28 protein-coding genes, 1 pseudogene and 1 riboswitch are annotated in these 25,843 nt (G+C 45.4%); of the genes and pseudogenes, 21 read left to right on the top strand and 8 right to left on the bottom strand.

The features are described 5' to 3' along the window. Nucleotides 1–27 precede the first annotated feature (27 nt). The 11 genes from AWJ19_RS12615 (at nucleotide 28) to AWJ19_RS12565 (ending at nucleotide 13,334) form a co-directional block, all read left to right on the top strand. Nucleotides 28–1,317, top strand: a complete 1,290-nt coding sequence (locus AWJ19_RS12615) for a cell wall-binding repeat-containing protein (RefSeq protein ID WP_241781718.1) — start codon at nucleotides 28–30, stop codon at nucleotides 1,315–1,317. A gap of 29 nt (nucleotides 1,318–1,346) precedes the next feature. Continuing rightward, on the top strand, nucleotides 1,347–1,538 hold the full coding sequence (locus AWJ19_RS12610; RefSeq protein WP_068724158.1) for a DUF2933 domain-containing protein: 192 nt from the start codon (nucleotides 1,347–1,349) through the stop codon (nucleotides 1,536–1,538). 69 nt (nucleotides 1,539–1,607) lie between these two features. Beyond that, nucleotides 1,608–2,324: a response regulator transcription factor gene (locus AWJ19_RS12605; RefSeq protein WP_082707860.1), complete on the top strand. Its 717-nt coding sequence runs from the start codon at nucleotides 1,608–1,610 to the stop codon at nucleotides 2,322–2,324. Beyond that, on the top strand, nucleotides 2,314–3,699 hold the full coding sequence (locus tag AWJ19_RS12600) for a HAMP domain-containing sensor histidine kinase (protein WP_068724156.1): 1,386 nt from the start codon (nucleotides 2,314–2,316) through the stop codon (nucleotides 3,697–3,699). Before AWJ19_RS12605 ends, AWJ19_RS12600 begins: the two co-directional genes overlap by 11 nt. A 17-nt stretch (nucleotides 3,700–3,716) precedes the next feature. Continuing rightward, nucleotides 3,717–3,899 carry a hypothetical protein gene (locus AWJ19_RS12595; RefSeq protein ID WP_068724154.1) on the top strand — a complete coding sequence of 61 codons (183 nt, stop codon included), beginning with the start codon at nucleotides 3,717–3,719 and terminating at the stop codon, nucleotides 3,897–3,899. A 321-nt stretch (nucleotides 3,900–4,220) separates the two neighbouring features. Then, nucleotides 4,221–5,045, top strand: coding sequence for an acyltransferase domain-containing protein (locus AWJ19_RS12590; protein WP_068724152.1), 825 nt, complete (start codon nucleotides 4,221–4,223; stop codon nucleotides 5,043–5,045). A gap of 203 nt (nucleotides 5,046–5,248) precedes the next feature. Continuing rightward, nucleotides 5,249–6,787 carry a BCCT family transporter gene (locus AWJ19_RS12585; RefSeq protein ID WP_068724151.1) on the top strand — a complete coding sequence of 513 codons (1,539 nt, stop codon included), beginning with the start codon at nucleotides 5,249–5,251 and terminating at the stop codon, nucleotides 6,785–6,787. 94 nt (nucleotides 6,788–6,881) lie between these two features. Beyond that, entirely contained in the window at nucleotides 6,882–7,070 is a 189-nt protein-coding gene (locus AWJ19_RS12580) for a hypothetical protein (protein WP_068724149.1), read from the top strand. Between the two features lie 418 nt (nucleotides 7,071–7,488). After that, nucleotides 7,489–7,932 (top strand): hypothetical protein, encoded by a 444-nt coding sequence (locus AWJ19_RS12575; protein ID WP_068724147.1) that lies wholly within the window; start codon nucleotides 7,489–7,491, stop codon nucleotides 7,930–7,932. Further along, nucleotides 7,911–11,978 carry a S8 family serine peptidase gene (locus AWJ19_RS37275; RefSeq protein ID WP_068724145.1) on the top strand — a complete coding sequence of 1,356 codons (4,068 nt, stop codon included), beginning with the start codon at nucleotides 7,911–7,913 and terminating at the stop codon, nucleotides 11,976–11,978. Before AWJ19_RS12575 ends, AWJ19_RS37275 begins: the two co-directional genes overlap by 22 nt. Nucleotides 11,979–12,494: 516 nt before the next feature. Further along, nucleotides 12,495–13,334 (top strand): hypothetical protein, encoded by an 840-nt coding sequence (locus AWJ19_RS12565; protein WP_068724144.1) that lies wholly within the window; start codon nucleotides 12,495–12,497, stop codon nucleotides 13,332–13,334. A 286-nt stretch (nucleotides 13,335–13,620) separates the two neighbouring features. On the opposite strand, the pseudogene AWJ19_RS36545 reads toward AWJ19_RS12565, so the two are convergent. The 4 genes and pseudogenes from AWJ19_RS36545 to AWJ19_RS12550 form a co-directional block, all read right to left on the bottom strand. Continuing rightward, a pseudogene (locus tag AWJ19_RS36545) lies at nucleotides 13,621–13,790 on the bottom strand (IS5/IS1182 family transposase); the annotation flags it as partial. Nucleotides 13,791–13,907: 117 nt separating this feature from the next. Then, entirely contained in the window at nucleotides 13,908–14,378 is a 471-nt protein-coding gene (locus AWJ19_RS12560; protein WP_068724142.1) for a DinB family protein, read from the bottom strand. A 60-nt stretch (nucleotides 14,379–14,438) separates the two neighbouring features. Continuing rightward, nucleotides 14,439–15,005, bottom strand: a complete 567-nt coding sequence (locus tag AWJ19_RS12555) for a TetR/AcrR family transcriptional regulator (protein ID WP_068724140.1) — start codon at nucleotides 15,003–15,005, stop codon at nucleotides 14,439–14,441. Next, nucleotides 15,002–15,463, bottom strand: a complete 462-nt coding sequence (locus AWJ19_RS12550) for a nuclear transport factor 2 family protein (protein WP_068724138.1) — start codon at nucleotides 15,461–15,463, stop codon at nucleotides 15,002–15,004. The genes AWJ19_RS12555 and AWJ19_RS12550 overlap by 4 nt, the downstream gene beginning before the upstream one ends. Nucleotides 15,464–15,643: 180 nt before the next feature. Here AWJ19_RS12550 and AWJ19_RS12545 point away from each other — a divergent pair, with 180 nt between their 5' ends. The 6 genes from AWJ19_RS12545 to AWJ19_RS12525 all read left to right on the top strand — a co-directional run bounded on the left by AWJ19_RS12545 (nucleotide 15,644) and on the right by AWJ19_RS12525 (nucleotide 19,044). Further along, complete coding sequence (locus tag AWJ19_RS12545) at nucleotides 15,644–16,264, top strand: VTT domain-containing protein (protein WP_068724136.1); 621 nt, start codon at nucleotides 15,644–15,646, stop codon at nucleotides 16,262–16,264. Between the two features lie 236 nt (nucleotides 16,265–16,500). After that, nucleotides 16,501–17,097 (top strand): TetR/AcrR family transcriptional regulator, encoded by a 597-nt coding sequence (locus AWJ19_RS12540; RefSeq protein ID WP_157889998.1) that lies wholly within the window; start codon nucleotides 16,501–16,503, stop codon nucleotides 17,095–17,097. Further along, nucleotides 17,078–17,317 (top strand): hypothetical protein, encoded by a 240-nt coding sequence (locus tag AWJ19_RS12535; protein ID WP_068724133.1) that lies wholly within the window; start codon nucleotides 17,078–17,080, stop codon nucleotides 17,315–17,317. The genes AWJ19_RS12540 and AWJ19_RS12535 overlap by 20 nt, the downstream gene beginning before the upstream one ends. Before the next feature lie 602 nt (nucleotides 17,318–17,919). Then, nucleotides 17,920–18,225: a hypothetical protein gene (locus AWJ19_RS12530; RefSeq protein WP_068724131.1), complete on the top strand. Its 306-nt coding sequence runs from the start codon at nucleotides 17,920–17,922 to the stop codon at nucleotides 18,223–18,225. Between the two features lie 88 nt (nucleotides 18,226–18,313). Continuing rightward, on the top strand, nucleotides 18,314–18,457 hold the full coding sequence (locus AWJ19_RS37600) for an SHOCT domain-containing protein (RefSeq protein ID WP_347231111.1): 144 nt from the start codon (nucleotides 18,314–18,316) through the stop codon (nucleotides 18,455–18,457). A 185-nt stretch (nucleotides 18,458–18,642) separates the two neighbouring features. Further along, entirely contained in the window at nucleotides 18,643–19,044 is a 402-nt protein-coding gene (locus tag AWJ19_RS12525) for a DUF1259 domain-containing protein (RefSeq protein WP_068724127.1), read from the top strand. Nucleotides 19,045–19,241: 197 nt separating this feature from the next. Here AWJ19_RS12525 and AWJ19_RS12520 read toward each other — a convergent pair whose 3' ends face one another. Both AWJ19_RS12520 and AWJ19_RS12515 read right to left on the bottom strand, forming a co-directional pair. Beyond that, nucleotides 19,242–20,357, bottom strand: a complete 1,116-nt coding sequence (locus AWJ19_RS12520; RefSeq protein ID WP_068724119.1) for a KamA family radical SAM protein — start codon at nucleotides 20,355–20,357, stop codon at nucleotides 19,242–19,244. A 123-nt stretch (nucleotides 20,358–20,480) separates the two neighbouring features. Then, nucleotides 20,481–20,622, bottom strand: a riboswitch (cyclic di-AMP (ydaO/yuaA leader). A 64-nt stretch (nucleotides 20,623–20,686) separates the two neighbouring features. Continuing rightward, nucleotides 20,687–21,385, bottom strand: a complete 699-nt coding sequence (locus tag AWJ19_RS12515; RefSeq protein ID WP_068724117.1) for a DUF421 domain-containing protein — start codon at nucleotides 21,383–21,385, stop codon at nucleotides 20,687–20,689. A 165-nt stretch (nucleotides 21,386–21,550) separates the two neighbouring features. Here AWJ19_RS12515 and AWJ19_RS12510 point away from each other — a divergent pair, with 165 nt between their 5' ends. Further along, entirely contained in the window at nucleotides 21,551–21,910 is a 360-nt protein-coding gene (locus AWJ19_RS12510; protein WP_068724116.1) for a four-helix bundle copper-binding protein, read from the top strand. A 44-nt stretch (nucleotides 21,911–21,954) separates the two neighbouring features. Continuing rightward, nucleotides 21,955–22,302, top strand: coding sequence for a chloride channel protein (locus AWJ19_RS12505; protein WP_241781716.1), 348 nt, complete (start codon nucleotides 21,955–21,957; stop codon nucleotides 22,300–22,302). A gap of 67 nt (nucleotides 22,303–22,369) precedes the next feature. On the opposite strand, the gene AWJ19_RS12500 is transcribed toward AWJ19_RS12505, so the two are convergent. Next, nucleotides 22,370–23,116 carry a hypothetical protein gene (locus AWJ19_RS12500; RefSeq protein ID WP_068724112.1) on the bottom strand — a complete coding sequence of 249 codons (747 nt, stop codon included), beginning with the start codon at nucleotides 23,114–23,116 and terminating at the stop codon, nucleotides 22,370–22,372. A 141-nt stretch (nucleotides 23,117–23,257) separates the two neighbouring features. Here AWJ19_RS12500 and AWJ19_RS12495 point away from each other — a divergent pair, with 141 nt between their 5' ends. Continuing rightward, nucleotides 23,258–24,529 carry an MFS transporter gene (locus AWJ19_RS12495; protein WP_068724111.1) on the top strand — a complete coding sequence of 424 codons (1,272 nt, stop codon included), beginning with the start codon at nucleotides 23,258–23,260 and terminating at the stop codon, nucleotides 24,527–24,529. Between the two features lie 185 nt (nucleotides 24,530–24,714). Here AWJ19_RS12495 and AWJ19_RS12490 read toward each other — a convergent pair whose 3' ends face one another. Continuing rightward, nucleotides 24,715–25,167, bottom strand: coding sequence for a DUF305 domain-containing protein (locus AWJ19_RS12490; RefSeq protein ID WP_068724109.1), 453 nt, complete (start codon nucleotides 25,165–25,167; stop codon nucleotides 24,715–24,717). 179 nt (nucleotides 25,168–25,346) lie between these two features. Here AWJ19_RS12490 and AWJ19_RS12485 point away from each other — a divergent pair, with 179 nt between their 5' ends. Continuing rightward, the gene (locus AWJ19_RS12485) at nucleotides 25,347–25,805 is read left to right on the top strand and encodes a MarR family transcriptional regulator (protein WP_068724108.1); all 459 of its coding nucleotides are present in this window, start codon (nucleotides 25,347–25,349) and stop codon (nucleotides 25,803–25,805) included. Nucleotides 25,806–25,843: the final 38 nt, after the last annotated feature.

Genomic DNA, 25,843 nt, shown 5'->3' with positions numbered 1-25,843 from the left:
TTAATCTTTGTTGCAAATGGTTTTTTTATGCATTCATCATCATTTCTCACCACACAAATTCCACATAAATTTGAAGTAAAGTACAAAGCAATAAAACTAAACATAACCTTTGGAGGATACTTTATGAGAAAAGGTATAGTGATTGTCAGCTTAACAGTAGCGCTGAGTTCAATCCTTGCAGGCTGCCAGATTGGCAATAAAGAGGCTAACCAGGGAGCAGAGAATACTGCTGTGACTGCCGCGGTTTCTACACCCTGGATAGGTACAAAGAACACCACACGTATTAACACCTCTGACCCCATTGAAGCGGCCGTGCTCGTTTCCCGTACCCTTTGGACAGCCGTAACTGGCAGTAACCGGCCTGCAAGTGTCGTGCTTACAGACGTCAGCAATTGGCAAATTGCTGCGGTTAGTGCAGACCTTATCCATCACCCGAGTAACGGACCTGTCCTTTTCTTTGAGAAGGATAGAGTTCCTGAAGCAACGCTCGAGGAATTACAACGTTTGAAGCCTGCAGGTGCAGAAGGAAATGATGGGATTCAGATCATTATCGTGGGCCCGGCTTCCGATGCAGTAGTGAAACAATTGGATGACCTTAATATGAAGCTGGATAAAATTGAAGGGGACGAGCCGGCTGCAGTTGCCGGGGCCATTGATGCTTACTATGCCAAGGTTGCAGGTGAACTCCCGCAAGCCGTAGTGATTGGATCGTTGGATAGTCCGGAGTACACGCTTCCTGCTGTAAACTGGATTGCTCACATGCCGGAACCCCTTCTGTACGTAACCAAGGATGAAGTTCCTGAGCCGACCGTTCAGGCATTGAACGAACGCGGAGGGAAAGCAGTGATGTACCTTCTTGGACCGGAGTCAGCGGTTTCATCCGGAGTCGAAGAGCAGCTTAAATCTTATGGAACGGTTACCCGAATCTCGGGAAATGATCCGGCTACTAATGCTATAGCTTTTTCAAAGTTCAAAGATGAAGTTACCGGATTCGGATGGGGAATAACTTCACCAGGACATAACCTGTCTTTCCTCCCTGCAGACTCTACACTGTTAGCGATTGCAGCGGCCCCGTTCTCACATCTTGGCAAACATGCTCCTCTGATTTTCACGAGCAAGGATCATATGCCTGAAGCGGTAATGAGATACACAGCTGAAATTCAGCCGAAGTTTCAGGATTCTCCAGCAGAAGGTCCGTATAACCACGCATGGATCACAGGGGATAACAACGCAATTACGGCTGAAGCACAAAGTGAAATTGATGATATGCTTGAGATTTCTCCCGCATCCGGAGATAACCCGCATTCAGGTCATTAATTTAAGAATTTATATAAGGAGGATTTCAAATGGATTGGTCTACACTTCTTGTACTGGTTTGTCCGATAATGATGATTGTAATGATGTTTACGATGAAAGGGGGGCATTCTCACGGTTCCTCCGGCAAGCCGCTTGCTGCTGACAGTATTCAGGAACAGCTGCTTGATCTGAAAGCTGAAAATGAACGAATCCGTAAGGAATTACAAGGTTTAAAAAAATAGATCCTGGGAAATGCCGTAAGCGATATCCGCTTGCGGCATTATAACGATAAGAAGGGGAGGGGATATCCTGTGTCTAAACTTAAGGTCTTAATTGTAGATGATGAATGGAATATGAGAAACCTGCTTCGGATCTACTTAATGAAAGAGGGCTTTGAAATTAAGGAAGCATCCACCGGGAACGAAGCACTCGCTCTGGTCCATGCCCATTTGTTTGACGTTATTATTCTCGATGTGATGATGCCCGACATGGATGGCTGGCAGATTTGCAAGCAAATCAGAGAACAAGTGAATACGCCCATTTTATTTTTATCGGCTCGTACAGAAACCAGGGATAAGATCAAAGGTCTGGATATAGGAGCAGACGATTACTTAACCAAGCCCTTTGATTCTGAAGAATTACTTGCCAGGTTATTCTCTTTGATCCGCAGATCGGTCATGAACCAAACAACGCCTGCTCAACCTGCGCGTGGACTCCATTTTCCTGATTTGATCATCTCACCTGAGGCCAGAGAAGTCCGGATTTGTGATCATCCAATCGAATTTACGCAGAAGGAGTTCGATCTTCTGGCCACTCTGGCACAAAACATCCAGCGGGCCTATACAAGAGAGGAACTGGTGGAACGCTTATGGGGATATGACTTTGAAGGAGAGATCCGGGTAGTAGACACGCATATCAAAAACATACGGGAGAAAATGCATAATTCCGGTCTGAAGTATAATCCGATCCAAACGGTCTGGGGGGTTGGCTATAAATTTAACATTTCCGGTGATACCAATGAAAACTAACCGCATCGGTTTTAAATTAGGATTTGTTATTATCACTCTGTTTCTGATTGTATTGGTATTTCTGGGCTTTACGGTAGACCGTTTATTTACGGGCTTTTATAGCGACCGGATGCGTACGGAGACGGAGGAATTGGCTTCCCACTTTGCAGTGATGGCCCATTCGGATAATACGTCTGATGAAACAATGAAAACCTTTGCCGAATTCTCAAATGTTAGTATTTTCAACGTCAAACCGGATGGGGAAGTCGTTCTGCACTCGGGAACTCATGATTCTTCCGATCAGAAGATTATTCACAGCACCGATCTGGACAACATTTTTGCAGGAAAAAAAGTCAATTTCTTATATACCGAACCTTCGGGAATTCGTTACTTTGTATCCGGCCAGCCTATTTATGAGAATGGGGTGGCTACCTCTGCACTTTATGTAATGTCTTCTACGGAGAAAATGGAGCAGTCCTTAACGTCTGTCCGTAATCTTTTGATATTGTCAGGAATAGGCGCTTTTCTGCTGGCCCTTGGCATCACATGGATTATCGCTCAATATTTATCACGGCCACTACTCAAAATGCAGCAGGCTACCCGAAAAATCGCAGCAGGTGATCTGGAAACACGGCTTGACATCAACAGCAAAGATGAAATAGGCAGCCTGGCTTATGCAATCAACGATCTCGCAGTGGATCTTCAGCGGTACAGGGATACCAGACAAGAATTTTTCGCCAATATTTCTCATGAGCTGCGAACACCGATTACCTATCTGGAAGGCTATTCTCAAGTGCTCCGGCAGGAGCTTTATGAAACAGAAGAGGAAAAGAACAAGTACCTGGAAATCATTTATGATGAGGCATTACGGCTGCAGCATTTGGTGGAAGATCTGTTTGATCTGGCGAAGATGGAGGAAGGCAAGATCAGTCTCGAGCTGGACTCCGTGAATATGTCCGAAATGACGCAGCAAGCAATGCGAAAAGTAGAGCTCAAGGCAAGAGAAAAAAATCTCGGCCTGCTATACCATGAACAAGGAATGATAAAGGATATTCGTGCAGACAAAAAACGGATGGAGCAAATCCTCCTCAATCTGTTGGAGAATGCAATCCGTTATACCGAAAAAGGAAAAATCGAGGTCTCCGTATCTTATCACAGCAGTGCGTTTGTGTTAGTCATCGAAGATACTGGAATTGGGATTCCGAATGATGAGCTCCCGTATATCTTTGAACGCTTTTACCGGGTAGAGAAGTCCAGATCACGCCAGTTTGGAGGAACGGGCTTAGGACTGTCAATAGTGAAAAAGCTGGTGGAGTTACAGGGAGGACAGATTTCAGTATCAAGCCAGTTAGGTAAAGGCACGCGATTCGAAATTCAGTTTGACCGGCAGCCATGATGTCAGGAGGCAGGCTAATGAAAAAAATTCAATGGCTCATAGCGGCTCTTTTTATCGGTATGGGCTTAACGTGCATGACGATATCCGCAGTATCTTTTCAGGGCAATCCCTTAATCCAAATAAGCGGGATCATAAAGATGCTGGCATGTATTATTTTTATCGTATTTTTGTGTGCTGTTTTTATGAGGAAAAAACATTAAATTGAATTAATGACAAAAACGTTACTTTTGATTCTATTAAATTTTAAAAGGATTGACAGGCTGCCTACCATCTGGAACCCCTTATCTTTATGGAGGAACCACAACTTCAGGCTTTGATTGCTCCGGCACTTGGTCAGTGATAACAGCTATTCTGATATGGTGAGCCGTTAAATGAAAGGTTCATATACAACCGGAGTTTAGAAGATCGTCTCTATTCAAGCGAGGCGGTCTTTTTATTTTCACAAGAATTCGACTGATTAATCAAAACCTCACTTTGGGACAGAAAAATTTGATACTATTTAAATAAGGAGGGAATATAATATGAATTTAATTGATTTATGCGAAATGATTTGCTTGCCCGAGCAAATGACAGGCTCAGTACTAGAATTTGCAAGCGATTACAATGAAAAATCAACAGAGTCACTGTCTGCTGTTCTGGATGACCCATCACAATGGGAAAATGGAGTCAAAGAAATTGCCGGTGTCCTCGGAGAGGATCCGGATGGGAGCAAAATGCTTACTATTATGCTTCTTTGTGCAGTTGATTCACATAAAGAATACAAAAAAAGAGGAATTAGCGATGCCATTTTTACCGATACGATGAAGTTCTGCACCCGATTCGTAGAGGAACATCATAAGCTATACGGGACCTATGCATTTAAGTGGGCATGGTGGTTCCCAAGACAGCTTTCACTTCGCGAATTCCGGATCGGTGCTCTTGAATATGAAATGATCGAAAGGGAAAAAAAGAAATGGATTAACATACATATCCCCGCTGATGCCAGTATGGGGCGAGAACGTTTGCGGGAGTCCTATGAGGATGCCAGAGCATTTTTCACCCGGTACTTCCCGGATTATGGACAGTCGGATATGATGTGCGATTCCTGGCTGCTGTCTCCACACCTTACAAAGCTGCTGCCGGAGAGTTCAAAGATACTCGGTTTTCAAAGGGCTTTCGAATTAGTACATGTAGATGAAACGAACGACAGCTTTATCAGATGGGTATTCGGAAGAACTGATATTCCGGTACGCGAACTTAGGGAAGATACCTCCCTGCAGAGAAAAATCAAGGCATGCCTATTGGAAGGCTCTAATCTTGGCGCTGCCACCGGAAGACTACAGGAAGACCCTTGGAAGGAATCATAAAGCCGCCAAATAGGTACATCAACATTTTATATTCATGTCAATGGAGGAGTCTGCGCCAAGCAGACTCTTTTTGCTTTTTATCTGCTTGGTACCTGATAGGTTTATCTTAGAACAGGTTATTTTAACTTTATCCAAATATTACAGGCTGAATAAACACATACTGAAGAAAACCTGATTCATTTGACATCAATGGAGGTTTATTTATGGTTTTCACTATTTCAATTACCATTGTTGCGATTTTTGCAATATGGGGAGCAGTAGCCCCTGACCGGCTGGCAAGTACGGCTAACATCGCCTACAACTTCTCCATTCACAATTTCGGCTGGTTTTATTTGCTGGCCACACTGTTCTTCCTGATCTTTACGTTCTATTTAGCCTTCAGCAGGTTTGGCGGCGTCCGGCTTGGAGATGACGATGATGAACCGGAATACTCCACACTATCCTGGCTGTCGATGCTTTTTAGCGCAGGTATGGGGATTGGACTTGTATTCTGGGGCGTGGCTGAGCCTTTGTCCCACTACTTATCTCCGCCGGAGGGCGTAGAGGGAGGTACGGCAGAAGCTGCAAGGATTTCAATGCGCTATTCCTTTTTTCACTGGGGACTTCATCCGTGGGCTATTTATACGGTTATCGGATTGGCGCTTGCATACTTCCAGTTCCGCAAAGGTTATAAAGGCTTGATCAGTTCAACCTTTATTCCCTTAATCGGAGAACGGCTGGCTGCTGTCTGGCTCGGCAAGGTTATCGACATTCTGGCGGTTATTTGCACCGTATTTGGCGTGGCTACTTCGCTTGGACTCGGTGCTCTTCAGATCAGCGGAGGATTACATTATTTATTTGGAGTTTCTAACACGATAACAGCACAGATCGTCATTATCGCGGTAATGACCGTATTGTACCTCATCTCCGCAACGACGGGTCTCGACAAAGGCATTAAAATCCTCAGCAACACAAATTTAATTATAGCGGTGCTGTTAATGCTATTCGTGTGGGCCACAGGCCCGACCTCTTTTATATTTGATACCTTTACAACCACGTTAGGCAGCTACCTGCAAAATATCATTAATATGAGCTTGAGGCTGACTCCATTTTCAAGGGGAACCTGGGTCGGAGCCTGGACGTTATTCTATTGGGCCTGGTGGATCGCCTGGGCTCCCTTCGTTGGAACTTTTATTGCAAGAGTCTCCAAGGGGAGGACCATTAAGGAATTTGTGATATGCGTCATGATCATTCCGAGTCTGTTTGGTTTTATCTGGTTTTCGGTTTTTGGCGGTACAGGTCTTCACCTGGAAATGTTCGATGCTGCCCATTTAGCGTTATCCGTTAAAGAAGATACTACTACCGCTCTTTTTATCACTTTGGAGCAGTTGCCCTTAGGTACCCTAATCGCGTTTATTGCTACGCTTCTGATCATAATCTTTTTTGTAACTTCAGCTGACTCGGCTACCTTTGTGCTGGGCATGCTGACCTCAGACGGCAGGCTCAATCCCAGTGCAAGAGTGAAATTAACCTGGGGTATCCTGCAATCCGCCATAGCTGTGGTTCTGATGATCAGCGGCGGATTAAGCGGCCTTCAGACCGCCTCGATTGTAGCAGCCTTACCTTTTGCGATTGTCCTGATCGGGATGTGCTTCTCCCTGCTCAAGGCTCTGCAGGCTGAGGATAAAGAGCGCCGTCAAAGGGAAAAACGCCAACGCCAAAAGCTGAAACAACTGCTGGAGGAACAGGCACAGTCCCATTGAAGTAACATTAAATTACTTGAATAAGCACTTGGATATAATGGAAAACTTCAAAAGAACAAAAGCAGTATGATCTGATTTTCCAGGAGGTTAAGATATGACTACTCAGGATCCGAAGGAGCTTCTAAAGAAAAAGCACGAAATGGATGAGCAAAAAAGACAGTTCACCAATTTTGCACGCAGTGTCAGTGAGCATGGTGAGGTAGAAGCAGGCCAGGAATTCAGTAACGACCGGCTGTCTGATGATCAAAACCGTATGAAATCGGTTGAGAACAGACAAGATTGAATTTAGCGACGCCCAGGAATAAGCCGATCCCCCAAAGGATCGGCTTATTTTTTGTGTCAAAATACTCAAAGTTGCACAATGGCTTGTGTGGCCTGGCCTGCAGCATTTCGACTAGAAGCCGGAGGACAAGTACATAGTCTCAATGGAACCCGCGCTGTGCGCGGGTTTTCTGTTTTACGGGAACAAGTTCTTGTCCTGACCAAGGGCAGCTTGTTTGTTTATTTACATGCGCTAAACCCCTGAGTCAGCGCCATAGAACATAGTACTTAAGCATGATATCCGAAATACCTAAATAACTGTAAAATTGAAGGGATTATCCGGCAGATTACCTATTACATATTCCTTTACGCATACATATCAGAAAGTAAGGATTTTATGAAATGCCGGAATGAATGATTCAACGAACAGGGGGTTCCTAATGTCAAAAAATGATTACCGCAGGATCGGTGCAGGCGCTGTCAGCCTTACTTTGGCTGCTGCGCTGCTGCTCCCGGCTGGAGCTGCGTCATCAGCGCCATTCCTGCCTCCGCTTCCTGGTGGATTTGCGGAAGCTCCGGGCGTAACTCCGAAATGGGGAGGTGCTGCCGGAGATCTCGGGACGGCCTTCAAGGCGATGCTCGCTGAAATGCCGGCACCCAAAAATTATGTTCCGCACACCGACTCTTCATCTCCGATCAAGGTCATCGTCGAGCTGAGAAGCGAACCTGCCAGGGTTGTAGAACAAAGTGCGGGGAAGTCCTTCTCACCATCGCTCCAACGCAACAAGCTCCGCGCCGAGCATGCCGCTTTTAGACAGGCGGCGCCCGCCTGGGTGCTGCGGCAGGCAGCGAATTCACCGAGGTGTTTAACGGGTATGCACTGACGCTGCCGGGGAATCAGGTGGACAAGCTGCTTGATCTGCCGGGCGTCAAGGCGGTGTATCCGGACGAGGCCGTACAGGGGGCGCCGATAAGTGCGGAACCGCTGGCCGGTCCCATCCCTGATATTGCAAGCGGCGACTTGATCGGTGCAGACAGTCTGATTGGCCAGGGAATTACAGGGGAGGGGGTAAAGGTAGCCGTTCTCGACACGGGGATCGACTATAACCATCCGCTTTTAAAGGACCGGTATGCCGGCGGATATGATCTGGTCGATGAGGATGATGATCCTTATGAAACGGACAACCCGGATCAAATCCCTCCGGATGCCGACGGCACTCCTTATGAAACCGCGCACGGTACACATGTGGCAGGCATTGTAGCAGGCGTTGCTCCCGGTGCGGAGATTTATGCGTACCGTGTACTAGGCCCCTACGGCAACGGATCGACGGAGCAGACGCTGGCGGGAATCGAAAGGGCTGCTGCAGACGGCGCCGATGTCATTAACATGTCGCTCGGGTCGGGCTTTAACCAGTCCTACGCCCCAGATGCCATTGCAGCTGATAACGCGGTGAAGGCAGGCATTACAGTCGTCATCGCTGCCGGGAATACCGGAGAAAACGGCTCTTATACGCTTACTACTCCCGGCGGCGCACATCGCGCAATCACAGTCGGCGCCTCAACCAAGCCGGTCGTGACTCCTGTCATTCATATCGGAGACGCTGAGCCCGTTTACGGGCTGCGGGCATTCTTGTCTCCTGAGCTTACGGAAGAGGAGTCAGGAGTGCGGATAGTCTACGCAGGAGCAGGATCCGCAGCGGATTTTGACAAGGTTAATGTTCAGGGAGACTTCGTGCTGGTGGACCGCGGGGGCGGACTGGATTTTGCAGCCAAGTCTTTGAACGCCAAGAAAGCCGGTGCAGCTGCACTGCTTATCGCAAACAACGAGACTGAACCTGTACGCCCTTCCCTAACCCGGGCCGGGGATTATATTCCGACCTATGGAATTACGCTGGCCGAAGGGAAGGCTCTGAAGCAGGAGCTTGTGAACGGTGAAGGTACGCTGAGTTACGAGTTGATTAATGAACCGGAGAGACTGGCGGACTTCAGCTCGAAGGGACCGGGGCTGCCCGACTTCATCATTAAACCTGAGATCATTGCGCCTGGCGTTGACATCTTATCTTCCGTACCTGTGTGGGCTGGTATGGACGGCACCTACGATACGGCCTATGCCGAAGAGGAAGGGACAAGCATGGCTGCGCCTCATATAGCCGGTGCCGCCGCGCTGCTGCTGCAGGCGGGTGAGGATATGCTTCAGAAACCGCTGGATCCGGAACAGATCAAATCCATGCTCATGAACAGCGCAGAGCCGCTGACCGACCGCAATGGATTTGAGTACGGCTACTTCGAACAAGGTGCAGGTCTTCCGCATCTGGATCGTGTAATACAAAGTCCGGTTATAGCCAAGGTGTTCGAACAGCTGGATCTTGGAATTTCCGGCCTGGAGCCGGATCCTTATTATACAGGGTCATTGTCATTCGGAATCCAGAACCGGAACAGCACGGTTACCAAAACCGTCTATCTGGATAATTTGTCTGGTGCTCCGCTTGATTACAAGGCTGAAATTGAATGGTACACCAAACATGCAGGAATAAACGCGTATACAAGTGCCGAATCACTTGAGCTTCCGGCTGAAGGCTCCTCTTTTGAAGTTACCCTGTCGATTGGCGATGACGCCAGGGACGGGTTCTATGAGGGTGCGGTCAAGCTGACAGGAATGGAGGGTCAGACGCTGTTTCTTCCTTTGGCCGCAATATTAGGGGATCAAATGAAGCTTGATGCCGTTGATTCAGCGAATGTTAATGATCTGGTCTTTTCGCCGAACGGCGACGGCTTGTCGGATATGAACGGACTGTATTTCTCGGTGAATGAAAGGGTAACGGACCTGAATTTTGAGGTCTCGCGCTTTGACTTCAATACGGGAGACGGAGAGGTTGTCGGCGACATTTATGCGAATGGCGGCGATTATGCCAAAGGCCGGTATGAAGACGACTGGAACGGCAGGGTCTATGACAGCGGGACCGGAAAGCTAGAACCGCTCGAGGATGGTTTCTACATCGTTACACCGGTGTACGGGGAAGACCGGTTCCGGCTCGACGAACAACGGTTCAGCGTTGCCGTTGACACCGGCGCGCCCCTTCTTTCTTCCGTTATGCTGGATGAAGTGGAGCCCCGTGATGGAGAGCGGCAGGCGGTGCTGTATGGAGATATTGTGGACGACCTGCTGCTTGAGCTGATTTCCGGAACGGACGAGTATGTGATGGAGGATCTGATCGGAATAAGCGCCGTTTACGAAGCGGAGGACGGGGCCACACAGCAGGCGGACGGCGTTCTGTACCCGGACGGTTATTTTGAAATCGAGGTCCCGCTCCGCGAAGGGATGAATGATTTCTATATTTACGCCTACGACATCGCCGGGAATGGCGCGGCGGACGAAGACTACGCCCAGCTGCTGAAATACAGCACCGGCGCTGATGCTATTACGGTAACGCCGGCTCTGAGCGCAGCAAGCGTGAAGACCGGACAGCCGGTAACGGTTGAAGTCCGGTTCACAGCAGCCGAGTCGGTCTACGGTGCGATGATGAGTCTCGCTTATGACGGCAGGCTGCAGACTCCTGTCATTCAGCCGAGCGTCCAGCTGGCTACTTATCAGGAGGAGCATGATCCGGGGGTACCGCTAACGGAATACACTGATTCGTTCGAAATCTCCGACGGCCGACAGGTGGTGCGGTACGGTGTTCAGCTGACGAACAGCGTCTACTCCGGCGAAGGCAGCGTTGCTTCCTTTACCTTTGTGCCTGCCGAGGCGGGAAGCTATACGTTTGAGCTGGGAGACCTGCTGTTCTGGAACGAGGGGCGGACCTCTACTGCTGCAGCCGGACTTGCAAGAGCCCAGTTAACGGTAACGGATCCTGATGAGCCGGAACCGCAGCAGCCCGAGCAGCCTGGCAGTCAGCCTAATCCAGCGCCTGGAACGCCGGTACCTGTGACGGGGAATACTTTCTCCGTCCGTTCAGGAATACTTACGGCGAACGCAACCGGTGCTTCTGCTCTTCCGTCAGCCGTTCTTGCCGTATCAGACAAGGCGCTGAATGAGGCAATGCTGCAGGCACAGTCTTCGTATGCGATGCTTTCGTTAAGCGATGTGCTCTTCGCAAATTATTCGTCCGTCCGGTTGTCTCTGACCTCTGCACAGGCGGATAAGCTGAAATCTTCCGGTATTGGCCTTATGCTGGAAGGCCGTGAATTCACTTTATCCATCCCGGCAGAAGCTTTGTCAGACTTCACCAAAACGCAGGGGCTGAGTGTAGAGCTCTCGCTGAATCACAGTCCTGGCGTCCTGACGACAAGAGGCACGGCCGCTGTATCGAGCGCACCCGCAGTTAGCGTGAAGAATGGGTGGACATCAGGTACACCTGTCATTCTCCGCCTTCCGTTAAACGCCAATGCCGGTGATGAACGTAAAATCGGTGCCTATAAGAAAGCAGCGGACGGTTCATGGACATACCTGCAGTCCGGCAAGCTGGATAAAGACGGCAGCTTGGAGCTTGAAGTGAAGAGTGACGGAACGTATACCGCCGCAGCCGGGACCGGAACGTTCAGCGATCTGGCGGGGCACTGGGCCAAGGACGACATCGAAGTGCTGGCCGCTCATCAGCTGGTGGCGGGAAAAGGCGCGGCAGGCATGTTCAGTCCGAATGACACGGTTAACCGCGCGGAGCTGCTGACTCTGCTGGACCGGCTGCAGGGTAAAGGCGATACATGGCTGACGCATATTCGCGAACAGGATGCCCGCCGCCCGCTTACCCGCCAGGAAACGGCAGCGCTGGCAGCTGCTGCACTGAAGAACGGAGATGACGGGTCTAAAGTCAGCTTGCCTTTTGCTGACAGTCATGCAATTGCCCCGGATAACATAGCTGCAGTAGCTTATATGTTCGAACAAGGATATATGCGAGGGGAAGGCTTGCTCTTTAACCCGGCCGCACCTTGACCCGGGCACAAGCTGCTGTCATCCTAAGCCGGATTTTACAGGATTTACGCACCCCATAAGTTTTGGCAGGCAGTATATAAACCGCTTGACCATCGTGATGCTGAATACAGAAACTTGAAAGGCTGCCTCCGGGCAGTCTTTTTTTTAAAACTTGAAGTTTCATTAGACGAGTGGGAGGAGGGGGGAGAACATGACTGTACAAAGCCTCCAAGGTCATTAGAAGACAGGAATGACACATGTCGAGTTCCCGCAATTCCGTCTGTGATGAAGAGAACCATCCTTGCTCATGAGATTTCCGCAAGTTAAAAAGGATAGCGGCGCAGCGGTATATGTATAGAAATACCTCATCAGATAATCTCCTTAAATAATATAAAAATGCATTAGCTATGTTATGGGGATAATATCATAATTTGTCGTTTTAGATCATAGATTTCACGAAACTGCAAAACAATTGACCATAGGACAATATGATCTTATAATTGTTAATTAATGGCACATAAAGGGGTGAAATAGTATTTGTTGGAACTTAATGGCATGAATGCTGATTCGTTAATAGACATGCTAAAAGCTTCATTCTCCTTAGATAACTGGACAGCAATGATAGAAATATCAGACAAGCTTATTGAAGTGGTTTCAGTCATACATGCAACTAATCCCTATGGATTAGAAGCCCAAATGCTCAAGCGTTCGCTGGTTTACTATTTTGGTTTTAGCCTTTGTGCAAAGGGGATTGCTCATCAGAAATTAGGAGAATATAACATTACAAGGGAACATATTAAAAGGTATTCAAATCTGAGCTGGGTAAAGCTTTATGATGAAGATTCATTGTCGGAAATTGAATATTACAAAAGTATTGCCGTAGCAAATGCTTTTGTAATCGATTTGCTTGAGGGGAACAATAGCGTCCTGCCTGAATACGTGGAATTCCTTAAGACATGCGACAAAAAAGAGTTTACTGCCGGCTTGCTAAACATCTTAGACTCAGCGTTAAAATACAATTACTCAGTGGATTGGGCATTGGACGAATTACAAGGTTATGTTGAAATAGCCGATGCTTCCTCACCTGATGTAGATGTTCATTACTACATAGAATACATCCATCTATTATCTATTTACTTATTTAAAAGAGGCAAAATAGAATATGCAATAAACCTGATAATTGAAAATATTGAATTTAGTGGTAGACTAAGAGATGAGGCGGGTTTTAGAAAAGCAACTGCCTTTTATGAACTTGTTAGAACTGACGCCAATGCTTCCCAGCAGCAGGAGTATCACTACATAATGAAAAAAATCATAGAGAGGGAGTTCAATGATGAAAAAGAAGCTTTTGTTATTGACCACCGTATTACTGATTAGTTCATTCGCCATTCTGACTGCGGCAAGTGCTGATGGGGTGTCCAGTGTTGTTTATAGCGGCACAGTAACAACCAATACCCATGGCATGGGCCACTAAATTACTATTATCCACTTCATTTTATTTTGTCATCGGACAAGAACATGTTTCATTAGAACCCGCGCTGAGCGCGGGTCAGATTGTCGAGAAACCCAGGTCATAAAAAGACCTTGGGTTTCTTTTGCATTTCACTGACGGCCCGCGAACGGGAAAACGAGGGGTCACCCCCGTTTTTCCCAGCGATCCAGCGTCAAAAGTAACCTTCCATTTCGGGAACAGCCCTTGCTTGGAATGAAATCTCCGGTGAGCAATAACGGCAAAGATCTTTCGGTCCTGCTGAACGTGGCAAATCGGCGTTGTTAATACCCTGAATCTAGTGCAATGGCTTCTACTTCAAATCCAAAACGTTCTTGCTGGCGCTATCTACTTTGCGAAGTAAGTGATCTTGGGGAACCAAATCTTCAATAGAAACAAATTCGTAAGCTTGTTGTTTGTCTCAATTTAATTGAAGAAGAAAAGAGAACCCCTTGCTAATCCTAACTGTTAACTATGCTCTTGATATTCTTAATCGTCGCAAAGTGCATGGCTTCATGGTAAATTAGAAAACCCAGTAACTGTTCTACCGTTGTGTAGGTAAATCCTGTAGACGACTTGTAGTGGGGATTGATTTCCTCTTTCAATTTACTTGAAAGCACCGATTCAACCCTATCCATTTGTTCGGTTAACAAATTAATGATTTGAGACTTCGTTGGAGGCTTTATATCCCAGTCGGAAGGTTTAGTTCCCGGATTAAACATCGTGTTAAAATTAGCAGGATATTTCGTTTCTTCCCCGGTAAGCTGAAAAGCAAACTTCTCAAATACAACATACATGTGGCCTAGATTCCATATCATATTGTTTTTCAATCCTGCCGGAATGATTTCCGCATCAAAATCACTTATGCTCCGCACATAATCAACTGTCTGACGGCGAACAAATCCCAATTGATCCACGACAAAATTACTCATTATTGTGAACCTCCCTTAAAGTCACTGACGAACGTTGAATAGATCAGAATATTACTACTGCTAATCCGCTATCGTTTTTGAGATTCGCTGTGCCAGGTTTGCCAACGTACGTTCAAAAAAGGATTCATCATTAAGTGCTCTGCTCAGAATTAATCCCCCCTGAATACCAGCAATCGTTTCCTCTGAAACTTGGTCAGCAGCTTCTTGGGAGATGCCTGTTCGAACTAGTGCCGCACTTAATGCTTCAATCCATCTTACAAAATACTGCCGAATAACCGTAGCAAATCGATCCCTGGTTTCGTCTAAAGCAAATGCACCAATAAGACAGATACGCTGACCAGACTGAAAATAAGTATCGACCTCTTGCCACATATTATCGATGGCTGCCCGGGGTTCATGCTTTTCGAGCGGTTCAAAAATGTTACTGATAAACCATTGATCAATATGAGCTAGAATTTCAGCGGCCATCTGATCTTTTCCTCCGGGGAAGAAATGATATAAGCTTCCTTTAGATAGACCTGTTCGGGCTGTTATTTTACTCATGGACGCACCCTCATAACCCAGCTCACGAAATACCTCAGTAACGAGAGAAGTTACGTCAGATTTTTCAAAAACGGTACGAGTCATAGGTTTAACTCACTTAGGCTAGGATGATCAGCGGGACGCGTGCCGAGAGGCCAATGAAATTTACGTTCCTCTTCTTTAATCGGCATGTCATTAATCGAAGCAAATCTGCGTTTCATCAAGCCGTCATCAGCGAATTCCCAATTCTCGTTCCCATAAGATCTGAACCAATTGCCGCTATCGTCATGCCATTCATATGCGAATCTTACAGCAATACGGTTATCCGTAAATGACCAAAGTTCCTTGATAAGCCGGTAGTCAAGCTCTTTGGCCCATTTCCTAGTTAGTAAAGAGACAATTTCTTGACGGCCTGTTATGAATTCACTCCGATTTCTCCAATAACAATCCTCAGTATATACAAGTGAGACGCGCTGGGGGTCTCGACTATTCCAGCTGTCTTCTGCCATACGGGTTTTTTGAATTGCCGTTTCACGAGTGAATGGGGGAGTTAAATTAGTCATTACATTTCCTCACTTTCTATACCGTTTGTATTAGTATATACGATCGGTATAGTGATGCAAGTTAATCTTCCTAATCATAATGATTCGAAAATTGAAACCCCCGTATCCAAATGCTAAACTACACTGTAGAACAACGCTCCAAATATTTGAAATACTGCGGAAGGTTGAGCACAACAGCTTATGAAAATCCAGAAAATTTCAGGCGGTATTTTTTATTTAATGATCCTGATGATCGTTATCCTTTGGAGGAAAGATCTGATACAGCTGATGGAAGCTATGCATACAGATAACTGGCCAGCTATACTGGCTGTAGCTTCAATGATCGGCATGGTTCCTATAATTCCTTACGCTATTGTGTCTGGTATATTGGGAATTAAGTTCGGATTATGGGCAGGAGGGGCCATGAGTGTGGTTGCCTCGACAATTGCAGCCATTATGACCTACCTGATTTTCATCACCGGGAAGGGACGAATCCAGACTAATTCTTCTATAAGCAAGTTTAATTATTTGCATACACAGATTCGTAATCGAGCATTTTTATTTGTACTGATTGGAAGGATGCTGCCTTTTGTTCCGGCTGCCGTTATTAACGGATATGCAGGACTGTATAAGCTTCCATTCAAAACATTTATAGTTGCTACAATCTTAGGAAAGGTTCCTACGATGTTTGTCTTTGCTTATATGGGGCTGTCTGTAGTTTCAGAATCGACTTATTGGCTGCCTGTTATAATATTTTATTGCATTTTTTTAGGCGCGATTTATATCATTTATAAGAAGTTGTTTCCGGTAGCACAAAGGTAACCCATTTCGATAAAGGATTCCTGCTGACCGTTTCATTAGGTCCCCATTTGAGTCCGCGCCCAGCGCGGGTTTTCTTTTTTAAGGGATCAAGTTCTTGTCCTTTGCTCAGGACAATCAGCCGGAATTGGTGGTCGATTATTACATTAGCACGATCGTACTAATATATCTTGAATAATTAGCTCGATCGTGCTAAATTTAAGTTATAAATTATAAACAGGCAAAGTGATGTGAATTGGATGCGTAAGACCAGGGACACTGTATTACTTGCTTCGGAGGAATTGCTTGCCCAAATAGGTTATGCTAGCTTTTCGCTTGGACAGATTGCCGAACGTTTGAAAATTAGCAAGGGAGTGGTGACTTACCATTTTCCCCAGAAGGATTTGATTATCAATGAGATAGTGCAACATTACTTCCTAGATGCAGCCGAGTACATGGAGGCTCATATGGTCTTGGATCGATCGGCGCCTGAAGCCCTGGCTTCATATATCAAGACTAACTTAAACTTCGTTGTGAACAATCCAATTCGGACTTTGGCGATAAGCCAGATCATAGGAAACCATAGAGATAAAGAGGGGAGGCTAGTGTTCGCGGATCAAGATGATCAGATTCTCCAGCCTCTTATTGAGATTTTTGAGTACGGACAAAAGGAAGAAAAAAGCTTTAGAGCCTTCCAGCCTGAATTAATGGCTGTGCTGGTAAGAAGTGCGATCGACACTTTGAGTGGTCGAATAGCAAAAGGTGGAATTCCGGATATCAACCGCACCATTGAGGAAACCGTTAATTCATTTATTTTAGCTACGAGGTGTGATGATAATGAAGAAGCTTCAAAATGACGCATTGCAAATGACCGGAATTGTTTTGAGTCTAATCGGTCTTGCAACAGTCTTACAGCCGTTAATCCGCTTATTATTTGGCAAAGAGTTGATCTATCGATTCCCCGGAGTGGAGAATGGCTGGATTTCTTTTAGTGTTTGGGCAATTGTATTGCTCATTGGACTTGTGCTGGTCTCTATAACGAAACCGTTGAACAAAAATGATAAACACAAAGGCTGAAATGCTCCTATAACGCAGGTCAGATTTAGTTCACGTGATGAGCACAAGCAAGACAAACCATTAAGAAGCATGATTATTAAAACAACTCCTAACGAGTTGTTTTTTTATGGCCAAACAGGGGATTTGCCGGCAAAGGGTCTAAGTTCTTGTCGGAAGACAAGAACATAGTCCCATAAGAGCCCGCGCCCAGCGCGGGTTTTCTGTTTATGGATGAATATCTTGTCCTTTGCTCAGGACAAGAACTTGATCCCATTGCCGAAAATGGACAAGAACATGGTACTATTGCCGATTTGATGAATGTCTAAATAGAAGTAGAAGCAGGGTACAAACTTGGTGACTCTATAAATCGCAGGAGAATGATAACCGAACGACCAGACAAAAATACAGATATAAAAAACGACTGCAAACCCTTCGAATGATTTTAACCCTCCTTCTGTCCGTAATGTAAGTTCTTGGCGACAAGCTTCTTGTAAAGCATGTTCTGTACCCACAAACAGTAAGATGAGATTGGATTGAATTGTATTCTCCATATAAAGCCCATAAATGCTTCATCAATTCCACAAGGATCTCTTGTACTATGAGGTTACAGGAGGCGAAAAGAAATGAACGCGAAATTATTAACTGGCGTGGGCGCTTTTATATTAACCTTGGGAATCGGTTCCGCAGTATACGCGGCTGGAATTGATTCCGAGATATCCAAAGGTGTCGTTTCTTCCAAGCACGAGGTATCGAAGCAGGAGAAGGATTTTCACCATAAGGCCAACATGAGCGAAAAAATGAATGATAATGGTATGAGGGAAATGATGACAGACTCAGATATGTTGAACATGATGGAAGGTACCACAATGGACGAAATGATGCAGCGTAACCATAAGACAGATATCCCCGGGCATAGCGTAAGTATTTAATAGCTTTTATGAACTAAAATCTTGAACTGCTACGAAAATCATAACCATCAGCCGATTCTAATTCATCCTCAATAGCGGTTCTGACACCTTGTTGATTGGGGGAGAGGGAAACTGGAATACCCGGTATAACGATAATAATCCGGAGCGGATTTTGGATGAGCGGTTTGCAAGAGGAGAAATCACGGAAGAAGAATATTTCCGGATGAAAAGCATCCTTCGTGACCAATTGTAAACGGACTAGAACGTCTAGTTTATGGCAACTACAGGAGGGGAGCCCATAAGAAATCAAACGTTAGTCAGGAATCCGTGACACCATCACCTAATCCTTCTTAATAACACGTTTATCCCCCGCACCTCCAAACATAAGGCCTTTCGTTAATGCATAATCTTAAACAAAGGGCAAAAGGAGGACCGGGTATGCAGGATATCAGTGGGCTGTGCCGCCAATTTGCACAAATTCTTGGCGGTGAACATAAGGTGGAGCATGGAGTATGTATGGTGAATAGAGGTCGCAATCATCACAATAGAGTCAGTATCTTGGGAAGACCAAGTCAATCCGGACTTACTCTTCATTCCATGTGGTCATTTGAATCAATCGATTCTGAAGGCAAGACCCTAAACTTAGGCGAAACAGCACTTTTTCAAGAAGAAGTATTTCCATTTACTTGGCATTTACAACGGAATGGCATTTTGCTGTCGGCTCTGCACAACCATTGGTTAATGGACAACCCTCATTTAATATATGCGCATTATGCTTCTGTTGAAGATCCACTTTACTTTGCCAGAAAAGTGTCAGAAGCGTATAAGTTATTAAAATAATTGGAGCCTTACGAAGGCTAACATCCTTCTTAACCCGTATAGATGATTAACTTGCTAGACTCGGGGCTTCACACAAAAGGTTGGTTAGAAGACATCGAAACCGTTTAGATATCGGTTTCGATGTCTTATTTTTGTAAGACTACTTAATTCGAACAAACTGTCTGCTAATGAACAAAATTTCTAGAGGGCTAAAGCAATTAATGGATAAGTGATTTGCGTCGAGCCAGGATTTCTTCGCCTCCTGGAAGATCATCGAACCATTCGGCGTCTTTTGGACAATCCATTATCATAAATCTGCCATATTCATTGTATTTTGACTGATGGTACTTTAAGTAGGCTTTTCCGTCCTGTATCGCAAGTATTTCAATTTTGCCAGTCGCATGGCTCATTGACAAGCGAACTCTTTTACCTAACCCGGAGGTTCTCGCTTTAGCTTCTTCAACGATGTTGTAAACTTGTTCAAGAGGGAGGGTAAAGTCCCGGTTACCGGCAACCGGACGATTCACAAAGAAATAATACGGAGTGACTCCTGCCCAGGAGAGTCGGTTTAAAAGTTCGCCTAGCACGGCGGGGTCATCGTTAATGCCTTTTAAGATGGGGGTTTGATTGACGACAATGGCACCGGCATCATGAAGCGCCTTAAACCCTCTTTGAGCTTCGGCAGTGATTTCTTTAGGGTGATTAATATGAGCCATTATATAAATACGCTTCTCTTCAGTCGAATATAGGCGAATTAACTTCAGCAACTCTTCATCTTCGTAGATGCGCATGGGGTTAAATACAGGCATTTTGGAGCCCAGTCGAATCACTTTGACATGCTCGATACTCCTTAGACGTTCAATAATCGCTGTAAGTTTTGTTGTCGAGAGGATAAGACTGTCGCCGCCCGTCAACAGGACGTTATTGATTTCGGTATGGGCAGAAATATAATCGAATGCGGGGGAGAGATCAGCCGCAGCTTCACTCACATCATTACGGAACAAGCGTTTTCGGAAACAATACCGGCAGTATGCTCCGCAGACTTCTGAAACCAATATCAGAGCGGTTGTTGAGTACTTGTGTTGGCATCCGGGAACTACATAATTATCCTCTTCGTCCGAAGCATCCCAGCGGCCGTATTCCTGAAGTTCGTTTTTACTGGGGATGACCAGCTTCCGAAGGGGGTCATCCGGGTTATTCCAGTCGATTAAAGAGAGATAATAATCATTCACCCGGAAAGCAAAAGTATTTGAAATCTCTCGCAACTCATTTTTTTCGGAATCGGTCAACCTATCCATTTTCTTGATATCTGTTATGTACTTCACTTTTTGCACCTCAAACACTCCTTTTATTCAGAGATTTGCTTGAGGGAGAACCATGCAGTGGCGACTGCAACCGTCAAACCAGAGGATGAAAAAAGAGACCCCTGTAAGGGTCTCTGGTATTCCAGCATAAAACAGACCCATCCACTGCTGACGAGGTTAGCTGACGGACTCGGGTAAGATGGTACCCTACATTCCCAAAGGAAAATGATTCGCCCCAAAAAAACTGGTTCCCCCGCTTTTCAACAATTGGTTGAAAACTAAGCGTAGTTCCAGTATAACCCAAATTTTTTATGAGAGTCAAAAATATTATTGGGCCTGCTTGAGTGACTAAAGGTTACTTAATGCAACGTACCTGTCTGATCCTTTCTCGTATCCAGGTATACGGTACCCGCCTGATCGATTTGGGCCAAAGTCACCTCCTCTATACTTTTTATGTTCCTGTTGTTCAGGAGTTCCGATACCCAGTTGATGTCTTTCTCAATCGCATCCAACCCCTCCTGCAGGATCTCCCCGTCCATAATAAATGTGCTGGGAACACCCCTGGTCTTCTGGGAGATGTTCAAATCCAGCTTTGAAACCGGCATAGCATCTGTTTTACGTTGGACAGAAAGTGTTCCATCGGTTTCAAAGACGGCGAGCTCCACTTCGTCAGGATAAAACACATCTTTCTTTCGCAGCAGCATCAACAAATCATTATAGGTCATCCGGAGTTTCGACATCTCTTGGTCAAGGATCTGGCCTTGTCTCATGAGGATCACGGGTCCCGAATCGATGACTCTCCTTAAAGAGAAGCTCCTTAATGATAAAAAACCGGAGACAAGTGCCAGCAAACAAAACACGCTTAAAGCGGAAATCCCATTGCCCAAGCCTATATTTTTACTGAAAATTAAGCTTCCCCCCATTGAGCCAATCGTTACGCCAGCAACAAAATCAAAAAACTTCATTTGAGAGACCAGCTTTCGCCCAAGGATTCGTGCCCACACAAGCAAGATAATAAACACAAGTGCTGACCGGATAATAATATCAAAAGCACTCATTAAAATCCCCCCATAGATGTTGTTATTCTTAACATTTCTCCATGCCTGCAGAATTATACCGTAAGACTGTAAAATAATGGTCCTCAATCACGTTGATAAATCGGGCTTTCTTATCGAATAATAAGCGTGCTTAAGGAATTAATAAGTGAACGGGGAAGTAAATAAATGATCATTTCCAACTCGGTAACTCCAAAACATTACGACAACTGTATTGAAGCTTGTGTAAAATGCGCTCAAGCTTGTGAAGAGTGCTTTGCAGCTTGCCTTCGAGAGTCTGATGTGCAAGCCAGAACCTCGATGATTAAAATGCTGAATGACTGCGCGGAAATCTGCCTTCAGGCCGTTCAATTCATGAGCAGAGACAGCATGTTTGCGAAAGCAAACTGCGAGCTGTGCGCACTTATTTGCGAAGCATGCGCCAAAGATTGCGAAACCTTTAAGGATGCGCATTGCCAGGACTGCGCAAAGTTCTGCCGCGAATGTGCAAAAGCTTGTCGGGAAATGGCAGGAGCTGTAACGGCTTAAACGAAAAGAGCAGGATTATCCTTTCTTAAGGGATCATCCTGCTTTTGTATAGTAAACATACATTGGATATTCGTACACTTATTTGCAAATTGGTTAATGGCTTTCTTGGAGGAAACTCTCTAAATGAAGCTTACTTCCTAATTGTTGCGATGGCCGGATATCTGACTGCGAGCCTGAAAGCTTACATTTCGGGCATTATTCTCATAACGGAGATGACAGGTTCCTTCACGAATCTTCTATCTATCGGGATCGTAAGCCTTACGGCTTATATGGTGGCTGAAGTGTTTCACTCCCGGCCCGTCTATGAAGTGCTGCTGGAACGATTTCTTCATGGAAAAAAAGCGGTTGGCAAATCCGGTGCAGACAAAGTCATTTTTGAAATTCCAATTTAACATCTGGATGAGGATTTCACTGAAGGGGTTCCGCTAGATCAATGGTTATGTTTAATACCTGCGAATACTAATGTCCAAAGTGAACCAAGTATGGAACAGTGGTTACCTTTCCGTCATGCTTAAATTGCCCCCAAATCTTGTATAATCCGGTGGAAGGATAATTTGTTATAAATTGAACTTCATCTTTAGATGGAAGCTGCTCTAGCGGGTGTGAATGTAAATAGTGCGCCGCATGTTCACTTAGAATAACAACATGGCCCATAGCACCTAAATAAGGTTGTAATCCATAAAAGGGCTGCTTGGTTTGGTCATCTTTAAATGTAAAACGCAGCAATCCTTCGCTCTCCGAAAATGTCGTTTGAAGCTCAATTTCCAATCCATCGACGGAGCGGATAGACGAAAGATCTTCAGGCGGAGGAGACATCCTTTGACCTTCAACATCGATCTCATATGTTTTTAATTGTGCTTCACCATCCTCCGGATAGAATTCAGCGAATAATTTATACTCACCGCCGGCTGGGAATTCGATTTCACAAGTAAACGTTCCTCCGCCTTTATACTCCGGATGGTAATGGTTGAAATAGGATAAATCCTTCCTAACGAGAACTAAGTGCATGAGCTTTTCATGACTGACTAAAAATCGTTCAACAGGATCGCTCTTTGGATCCGTAATCGAGATAACGAGCTCTTCCGGTCGATTGCTTACAGGCCGTCCTCCGGCAAAATTCCAAATGGTTTCCATGGCAAGCGGATAATCGCGCTTCATATTATCGTGTGAAAATGAGTGACGTCCATCTTGGTGATCATTCTGCACCCGAAGCCCTCCTGTAGTTGATCTTCCTCTGATTGTAGCTTTGCAAATTCTGAGGTGCTTTATTCATGAAATCGTTATGTTTGCAGCATACTACCTCCGTAAGCAGCTGGCCTTGTCAAGCGGCTGGAAAGGAGCAAGACTATGCCCATAGCTAAGAGCCCGGTTGTAACCCTTCGCATTTTGCTGACAAGCATTCTTCTTCTTCATTTGGGCAGCTATATGGTGCTGCCTCTGTTGCCTATATTCCTCAATCTGGAAAAGGGAATAGCCATCGCTAAAATTGGACTTATTCTCGCTGTTTCACCTATAGCCTTCCAAGCCGGCAGCCTGTTAGGGGGGCTATTATCCGATCGATTGGGACGCCGAACCATTATTAGCGTAGGAGCATGGATCAACGCTTTAGCTTTAGCAGGCTTTGCTTATTTTCATTCATTTTCGTTATTTTTGGGCATGAGTTTATTAAGCGGACTGGGGCTCGGACTAAATGCTCCAGCAACCAAAGCAGCAATCGCCACCATTGCTTCCACAGCCAGCAATCAAACAACGGCATTCTCATTACGTGGAATCGCAGCGAATATCGGAACGGCTGCTGCGGGATTATTAACGTTTTACGTAGTAGGGGGGATGTCACCATTCGTCTTCTTGATAGCCGCCGTGATATTCGCGGTGTTGGGACTGGGAAGCTGGTTTTTTCTGCCAAAGGAATGCGGGGATAATATTCCATGCGAGAAAGTATCTGTTCGATCCTACCTCGAGGTTTTTAAGAATAAATACTATATGCGCTTTTCCCTCGTCAGTATTCTTGTTTGGGCAGTGTATACCCAATTTAGCTTAAGCCTCCCCTTGAGAGCAGCTTCCATTCTCCCTGATCCAAGCAAAGTAAGCTTGGTCTGGACGATAAACAGTGTTATTGTAATCATACTGCAGACTCCCATATCCAGATGGATCATTAACAAAGTCCATACTTTTGCAGCTTTAGCATTAGGCATGTTATTTATTGGGGGTGGGCTCGGCATGTTGTATTGGTCCGTTAATTTTTACGGGCTTATCTTGTGCGGTGCGGTTTTCATTGTAGGCGAGATGCTTATTGTACCTACTATGGATAGTGCCATAGCGCGGCTGGGCAGCGCCAAAATGATCGGAATTATGTTCGGGATTGCTAATTTCGTATCGGGGATTGGTGAGGGAGCAGGAAAATGGATAGGGGGACGGTTAATCAGTTCAGGAATTCAAACGGTGGTACCCTGGCTTTCCTATACATTGGCAGCTATAGGAGTGAGTGTGCTTTGGACCATACTGCTAGCAATGGATATCAATAATAAGAAAAAAATGAACCCTGTAATTTCAAGTAGACAAACGAATCATTATCGGACGTTCGCCGACTGGATTCTCGGACGTGAACGAAGAAGGTGAATCTAAGACGCAATAGGATGATATTGGATGAGGTTTGGATTGGGATAACGGCTATCAACAGAGCGAGCATGCAGCATTCGAGCAGAATAGAGCAGGAGTCCTATTTCGAGGACTTGAAAAAAGGCCGACCAAGGATAACCCCCTTGAACGGCCGCTTTTGCATCTTAAGTTAGGGTGCCTTGCTGTCACTTCTTATCTTCTAATTCTTTAATCAGTTCTTTCATCTCCGCGATTTCTTTCCGTTGAGCCTCAATAATTTGATCTGCTAGTTCCCTTACACGAGGGTCAGAAATATTTGCCCGTTCGCTTGTCAGAATAGCAATTGAATGGTGGGGAATCATCGCTTTCATCCAGGCAACGTCACCAACCGTCGTTTGGCTTCGGACCAGCCAGAGCGAAAGGGTAAAGACCACAACACTGACTCCAAGAATTACAGCATTGACTATTCGCTTTGTATACATCTTCCACATAAAGAGAAGCATGACGATTGCCATCGCTGAGCCCATAATCAAGGCCATATACATTCGGGTCTGACTGCTGTAGATGTGATCCAGTTGGAATACATTGAGAAACATCAGACCGTACATGATTACGGTAGAGACTGCAATCATGATTCCAAAACGCGCATACATTTTCATAAGTACTCCTCCTTTGTGTCCTAATACATTTGCTTAACAGGTAAAGATCGTGTTTAAAGAATTAGTAAGCTTGCCAACCATTTTTTAAACATTTAAATTAAAAAAGAAACAAAACAAACAGCAATATGAGCATTTTTTAGCATTAAAACCTTAAAATCTTAATTTAGGAGATGTTACTTGTGGAAAATCATCCATCAGAGAAATTATCCGTTATTTTTTACCGGGTCAACCGAAACTATCAGTATCTTATGGCGCTTCACCTTAAGCCGTTTCAGATCACACCGGAGCAGTGGAATGTCTTGAAATATCTGCAGGAACAGGATGGACTCACCCCAAAAGACCTTACCTATATGGCGGATAAGGATAAAACAACGATTACCCGGATTATTGAAACATTGGTGGAGAGGGGGACCGTAACCAAGGAGATGAATCCGGATGACCGCCGTTCTTTCCGCATTTTCCTTACTGATACAGGCAGGGAACTAATCCGGGAAGTCCAGCCGATTCCGGACCTTGTGAACAAGAAGGTCTGCAGGGAATTGTCTGTGGAACAAATCATTGGCTTAAAAGAAATGCTGTATCTTATGCAAACTCAGATTTCCCATGAGATTGAGATATACGCAGACAGGGATAGCTGATCACATTTCCCGAAATATAACAGGCTAAAGGTACACAT

Source organism: Paenibacillus sp. DMB5, assembly GCF_001517085.1.
Taxonomy (GTDB): domain Bacteria; phylum Bacillota; class Bacilli; order Paenibacillales; family Paenibacillaceae; genus Paenibacillus_AQ.
The sequence above is the reverse complement of the archived record's forward strand: the minus strand, read 5'-3'. Positions and strand labels throughout refer to the sequence as shown.